This window comes from Armatimonas sp. (assembly GCF_043760365.1).
Classification (GTDB): Bacteria; Armatimonadota; Armatimonadia; order Armatimonadales; family Armatimonadaceae; genus Armatimonas.
In genome coordinates this window covers 1-4020 of the sequence record NZ_JAYUPA010000659.1, presented here as the reverse complement: position 1 = coordinate 4020, position 4020 = coordinate 1, and the positions used below count along the sequence as shown (strand labels likewise).

Here is a 4020-nt window from a genome sequence, read left to right as displayed (position 1 = left end):
AAGTTTGTGGACAGTGCTATTCGGGCGCTGGTTGCGGAGATGGCCGATATTATGTACGCCGCGCACGGGGTCGGGCTTGCCGCGCCTCAGGTGGGGCGTAGCCTGCGACTTCTGGTCTACGATGCGGGTGGCGGGCTTCAGGCACTGATCAATCCCCAGGTCTCCAAGGAAAAAGGCGAGCAGTACGAACCCGAAGAGGGCTGTCTTTCCATCCCGGGCTTGCGCGGTGTAGTACGCCGCCCCAGTCAGATCTATGTGCACGCACTCACGGCCAACGGGCACCCCGTGCGCTTCAAGGCACGGGATTTCGAAGCACGGATTATCTGCCACGAGGTGGATCATCTCAATGGCATCCTCTTCACAGATCGTGCCGATCCCAAGACCCTGCACATGCTCACTCCTGAGGAGCAGGCCGCCGAGCGTGAGCCGACCCCCTAACCCCCGCCAAGCGGAGGAATTATTGAAATGATGCGCCTCGTTTTTTTCGGGACTTCCCCATTTGCAGTACCCACGCTTCAGGCGCTCCATGCGAGCCGTCACGAGGTGCTCGCGGTTGTCACGCAGCCCGACCGACCGGCAGGACGTGGGATGCAGCTCACGGCATCGCCTGTGAAAAAAGCGGCGCTGGCGCTGGGTTATACCAGGATACTCCAGCCGGAGAAAGTGCGCCGAAAGCCCTTCCCAGAAGAGCTTAGTGCGCTAGCACCGGACGTGCTCGTGGTTGTCTCCTTCGGGCAGATTATCTCGCAGAGAGTGCTCGACACCCCACGATACGGCGGCATCAATGTCCACGCGTCGCTCCTGCCACGCTGGCGTGGTGCGGCCCCGATCCACCGAGCGATCATGGCGGGTGACCTCGAAACGGGTGTTGCCACGATGCAGATGGAGGCCACTTTAGATACCGGCCCCATCTTTCTGGAAGCACGCACTCCGATTGCCCCTAGCGATACCACCCTCTCGCTGGAGCCACGTCTTGCAGCGGCAGGGGCAGCAATTCTGATTCAGACATTAGATCGCCTGGAGCAGGAGTCCGGCTGGCAACCGACCCCACAGAGCGAGACAGGTATGACCTACGCCGCCCTGCTCACCCGTGAAGACGGCTTCCTTGACCCAACCACGGAGAGTGCGCTTCAGCTTGCTAACCGCGTACGGGCGCTCACCCCGCGCCCGGGTGGCGTGATTATGCTCGCGGGTAAAGAGGTGAAAGTGCTGGAGGCAACCTACGCTCTTGAGACAGGGGCTTATACTCCTGGGGAGCTCATCGCTGTCACCAAAGACGGGATTGAGATCGCCACTCTTGCGGGCATCCTGCGTCTGATGACGGTTCAACCCGCCGGGAAACCCGCGATGTCAGCGACAGCATATGCCAATGGGGCCCGCCTTAAACCGGGCGATCTTGCGGTCCGTCCGTAACTATTTTTCTCCAAAGAAGGATTCGCCGTGCCGACGTTGTATAATAGACTGGCATTGTTGTCCGTTGTGCCGAAAGGAATCGAGTTTGAAGATGCGTGTTCTTAGCCACCGTTTCATGCGCTTTACCGCCGCCGCCATTGTGGGTGGCTTGGCGCTTACTGCCGCTCTGGCCCAGGAAGGTGTCACGACCGTGGCTTTCTCTCTCTTTAAGGGCGAGGAAAGTTCGGTAAGTCTAGGGGGCTGGGGTAGTGGCCGTGCGGAACAGAGCAAGGGGGATAATGGGAAAGTCCTGGTTGGAGATTACTCCATCAAGGTAACCACCCATGGCACCCACCAGGGGGGGAAGATTAGCTTCGCTAAGCCCGTGGACCTCAGCGCCGCACTCGCAAACCCACACTGCTACTTGCGGATGCGCACCAGCTTTAATACCACTCAGGAAGTGATTGATCTTTCCGGGTTTGGAGAGAAGAAAGCGGCGGCTGGCTTTGAGCGGATGCGCTTTGTGTTCCTCATGGCAGATGGCTCCCAGTACGAGCTCGTGCGTCCGCTAGATATTGCACCCACGGAAGACCCTGATGCCTATGTCTCCGTTCATGTGCCTCTAACGGCGCTGAAGAAGGCAGCCAAGAAGCCCCTGAGCGGAAATGGTGCCAAACTTGCCTCTCTGGTGGTCTGTGGAGACAAGTACGAGCAGTTCCATATCGGTGAGATAGATGTCCTGACTGACGAAACAGAAGTTAGTGCAACGGATCTCGAGGATCAGATCGCCTTCGCCGACAACGAAATGACCTTTATTGCCGATGCCGAGGGCGGAGCCAGCACCCTCAAGTTCTCCTGGGACTGGGATGCAAACGATGGTATTCAAGAAGACGATACAGGGCGCACCATTAAACACGTGTTCCCGGCTTCCCTCTTCCGTGGCAACGAGCAGCTTCATAAAGTGGTGGTCACTCTAACGGTCACCGATGTAGACGGACTGAAAAAGGCTGTCTCGAAAAAACTGACGATGGAAGTGAGCAAGTAAACTCGCATTGAGCACATCGCCTCTGCCTGTACCAAGCCGACTCCCCGCTTGGCTGGAGGCGATGCGCCCAAAGCAGTGGGCGAAGAATGCTCTGCTCTTTGCGGGCCTGCTCTTCACCCAGGATCAGTACCATACCCTAAACCACTGGGTTAAAACCCTCGCGGGATTCCTCCTCTTTTGTCTTCTCTCGGGCCTGACTTACTACATCAATGACCTGCTGGATGTGTCGGCAGACCGTCAGCACCCCAAGAAACGCTTCCGCCCCATCCCCTCAGGCCGCCTCCCCGTAGGAGTGGCAAAGCTCCTTGCGGGCCTCGGAATACCGGCGCTACTAGTCGCAGCGCGCCTCATTGAGTACGATCAGAGTGGCGTGGCTGCCTGGAAGTTCTTCGGGGCCGCCGCACTCTATCTTGTCACTACCCTGCTCTATTCTTTTGTCCTCAAACACCATGTGATCGTGGATGTGCTGACTCTGGCGTCGCTCTTTGTGATCCGGGCAGTGGCGGGTGCCTTCGTGATCAATGTCCCGCTCTCCGAGTGGCTCCTGCTCTGTACCCTGCTGCTGGCGCTCTTTCTGGGGCTCTCCAAACGCCGAGGGGAGCTGGTTGCTTTGGGCGCGGCGACTCCTACCCGCGCAATCCTCAAAGAGTACAGCCTCCCGATGCTGGAGCAGATGATCACCATCGTGGCCTCCGCCTGTGTGATGTCCTACACCCTCTACACGTTCTTCTCCAAGTCACAGACGGGGCAGAGCCGCCCGTACTTAATGGCGACCATTCCCTTTGTGCTCTACGGGCTCTTTCGCTATCTCTACCTCACCCACAAAAAAGGCATGGGGGAGGCCCCTGAGGCGGTTCTCGTCGAGGATAAGCCCTTGGTGATCAATGTTCTACTCTGGGCGCTGGTGGCCACTATTGTCTTGCGTGTCTAAGCCGCATCTTCAGGTACAATGCCACGATATGTCTGCTTACGAAAGTTTACTCGCCCGCCTCGCTGAGCTGGGCCACCTGGGTCAGGCGGCGGCCTTAATGGGCTGGGATCATCAGTGCTACATGCCCCCCGGCGGCGCATTGGCCCGGGCCAATGCCATGGGGGCGATGGGCAAGCTGCTCCACGAGCGCTTCACGGATAACGAGACCGGACGCTTGTTGGCGGCAGCGGAAGCCGAAGGCGCTGAGGAAGGCTCAGACAAAGCGCTCACCCTACGCGTCGTCCGCCGGGACTTCGACCGCTCCGTCAAGCTCCCCACGGAGCTGGTGGCAACTCTGGCACGGGAGACAGCTCTGGGCCATGAGGTCTGGGTGAAGGCACGCCAGGACAACGACTTCGCCCACTTCACGCCCACTCTGGAGCGCTTGCTGGACCTCTCTCGCCAGGTCGCGGATCATTTAGGGCACAATGGCTGTCGCTACGATGCCCTACTGGATCAATACGAGCCCGGCATGACGACGGAGCAAGTGGCGACGGTCTTTGCCGAAGTGCGTGACGGCCTCCTGCCGCTGATGGAGATCATTCGCGAGGGTGATCCCGTGGACGAATCCTGCCTTCGACGCCACTTCGATGAGAAGACACAGCTTCAGTTC

Annotated in this window: 4 protein-coding genes and 1 pseudogene; all 5 read left to right on the top strand. The window is 59.0% G+C overall.

Annotated features, from left to right (window positions below; all coding sequences use genetic code 11):
• On the top strand, positions 1-438 hold a 438-nt coding region (def, locus tag ACH2EH_RS15265; RefSeq protein WP_395142899.1), incomplete at its 5' end, for a peptide deformylase.
• Between the two features lie 27 nt (positions 439-465).
• Positions 466-1413: a methionyl-tRNA formyltransferase gene (gene fmt, locus ACH2EH_RS15260; RefSeq protein ID WP_395142898.1), complete on the top strand. Its 948-nt coding sequence runs from the start codon at positions 466-468 to the stop codon at positions 1411-1413.
• A 91-nt stretch (positions 1414-1504) separates the two neighbouring features.
• Entirely contained in the window at positions 1505-2437 is a 933-nt protein-coding gene (locus ACH2EH_RS15255) for a hypothetical protein (RefSeq protein ID WP_395142897.1), read from the top strand.
• Positions 2438-2444: 7 nt separating this feature from the next.
• Complete coding sequence (locus tag ACH2EH_RS15250) at positions 2445-3368, top strand: decaprenyl-phosphate phosphoribosyltransferase (RefSeq protein ID WP_395142896.1); 924 nt, start codon at positions 2445-2447, stop codon at positions 3366-3368.
• A 28-nt stretch (positions 3369-3396) separates the two neighbouring features.
• A pseudogene (locus ACH2EH_RS15245) lies at positions 3397-4020 on the top strand (carboxypeptidase M32); the annotation flags it as partial.